Annotated in this window: 2 protein-coding genes; both read right to left on the bottom strand. The window is 72.0% G+C overall.

Annotation, left to right across the window (positions count from 1 at the left end; translation table 11 throughout):
- Window positions 1-19 precede the first annotated feature (19 nt).
- Window positions 20-769 (bottom strand): polyprenol monophosphomannose synthase, encoded by a 750-nt coding sequence (locus FAF44_RS52855; protein ID WP_237111064.1) that lies wholly within the window; start codon window positions 767-769, stop codon window positions 20-22.
- The coding region (gene lnt, locus FAF44_RS52860; RefSeq protein WP_308193551.1) for an apolipoprotein N-acyltransferase at window positions 766-2,327 on the bottom strand (1,562 nt) is incomplete at its 5' end. The genes FAF44_RS52855 and lnt, both read right to left, overlap by 4 nt.

The raw sequence follows: 2,327 nt of genomic DNA on the forward strand, positions 1-2,327 counted from the left end.
GGTTCAGGCGGGGCGGGCTTCAGTCGCGGCCCGTGCCCTTCAGTCGCTTGGGCAGCCCGGTGACGCCCCACATCCCGATCCGCCACAGCGCCTCGGACATGACCTTGCCGCTCATCTTGCTCTTGCCGACCGTGCGCTCCACGAACGTGATCGGCACCTCCACCACCCGCAGCCCGTTCCTGGACGTGCGCAGCGTCAGGTCGACCTGGAAGCAGTAGCCCTGCGACTCCACCCCCGACAGCCCCACCTTCTCCAGCGTGGCGGCCCGGTAGGCGCGGAACCCGGCGGTCGCGTCGCGCACGGGCAGGCCGAGCATCACCCGGGTGTAGATGTTGGCGCCCTTCGACAGCAGCTCACGCCGCTGCGGCCAGTTGACGACCTGGCCGCCGGGCACGTAACGCGAGCCGATCGCCAGGTCGGCGCCCTCGGCGAGCGCCTCGAGCAGCTTCGGCAGTTCCTCGGGCTGGTGGGAGCCGTCGGCGTCCATCTCGACGAGGACGTCGAAGCCCTCCTCCAGGCCCCAGCGGAACCCGGCGATGTACGCGGCGCCGAGCCCCTGCTTGCCGGGCCGGTGCAGGACGTGCACGTGGTCGTCGCCGTCGGCGAGCCCGTCGGCGACCTCACCGGTGCCGTCGGGGCTGTTGTCGTCGGCCACCAGCACGTGCGCGTCGGGCACGGCGGCCCGCACCCGCTCGACGATCGCCGGCAGGTTGTCGCGCTCGTTGTAGGTCGGCACGACGACGAGCACCCTGCCGAGAGACTCCATCATCCGTCGTTCCTCATCCGATCACCCACGGCACGCCGCCTGCCACGCCATGCGGCGACTCCGGCAGCCGCCGCTCCCATCACCATCAATGCCCATTCGGGAAGCACGCCGACCCTTGTGGCAATTGTTTCCTTTGTGCGTATGGGCACCGTGACCACGTTCATGTCAGCGACCCGCTCGCGGGTCTGCCAGGAGACCTTACCGTCAGGCGTGACATATGCCGAGATTCCGGTTGTGGCGGCGGTGACGACGGCCCGGTTGTGTTCCACGGCGCGCAGTTTCGACATGGCGAGCTGCTGCGGCGGCAGGTTGGTCAGGGCGTAGGAGGCGTTGTTGGTCTGCACCACGAGGGGGGTGCCGCCGGCGCGTACGGTGCCGCGCACGGTGTCGTCGTAGGCGACCTCGTAGCAGTTGACCGCGCCGATCGTGACCGGGCCCATCGTGAGGTCACCCGGCCTGTCACCGGGGACGGACTGCCGTCCGACCAGGTTCGCCCGCTCCGACAGCGCCAGCACGATCTCCTTGAACGGCGTGTACTCCCCGAACGGCACCAGATGCTGCTTGTCGTAGTAGGCGCCCGGCCCGGTGACCGGGTCCCACACGAGGCTGCGGGTGGCCCGGTTCTCCTCGCCGATCGCCACGACGGCCCCGACGAGCGTGGGCACGCCGACGTCCTGGACCGAGTCGTGGATGGTCTGCCGGGCGTACTCGTCGCGGTAGGGGTCGATGTCGGTGGAGTTCTCGGGCAGCACGACCAGGTCGGGCTTGGGGAGCTTGCCGTCGCGGACGGCCTGGGCCAGGCGCTTGGTCTCGTTGGCGTGGTTGCGCAGCACGACGGCGGGCTCGTCGCCGAGCGCGTACATGCCCTGGCCGGGGACGTTGCCCTGGACGATGCCGATGTTGACGGTGCGGCCCTCGTCGCCCGGCCTGGGCACGACCAGCGCCAGCAGAGGCACGGCCAGCGCCAGCGCGAGGGGCGCGGCCCGGCGCGCGAGGCCGGGAGCCTTGCCCATGAGGACCGCCTGGGCGAGCAGCGCTCCGCACAGGGCGACGGCGAACGACACGAGCGGGGCCCCGCCGAGCGCGGCGTACGGGGTGAACAACGACTCACCCTGGCTGAAGGCGGCCCGCGCCCATGGGAAGCCGCCGATGGGCACCAGGCTGCGGGCCCACTCCATGAGCACCCAGAGCCCGCCGAACCACAGCGCCCAGGCGCGCAGCCGGAACACGAGCGCGGCCAGGGCGGCCATGGCGGCGTAGAAGAGGCTCTCGACGACGACCAGGACGACCCAGAGGTCGTCGCCGATGCTGCGCACCCAGGCGAGCGAGGGCAGCAGGAAGACGACGGCGGCCAGGTAGCCGATCCAGGCGGCCCGCCTGGGACGCGTGCCGTAGAGGGCGGCGGCGATGAGCCCGATGCCGAGCGGGGCGCACAACCACCAGTCGAGCGGCGGGAAGGCGGCGAAGAACGCCAGGCCGCCCGCGACGGCCGCGGCGATCCGGCCCAGCAGCACCCGCCGCGGCTCCGGCCGGGTGCCGGGCCCGGCCCCATCGGCCCGCC

The organism is Nonomuraea sp. MG754425 (assembly GCF_021699195.1).
Classification (GTDB): domain Bacteria; phylum Actinomycetota; class Actinomycetes; order Streptosporangiales; family Streptosporangiaceae; genus Nonomuraea.

What these genes read in the sequence shown, in the direction of transcription:
- FAF44_RS52855 (WP_237111064.1), bottom strand. Translation starts at nt 769, where the DNA reads ATGATGGAGTCTCTCGGCAGGGTGCTCGTCGTCGTGCCGACCTACAAC.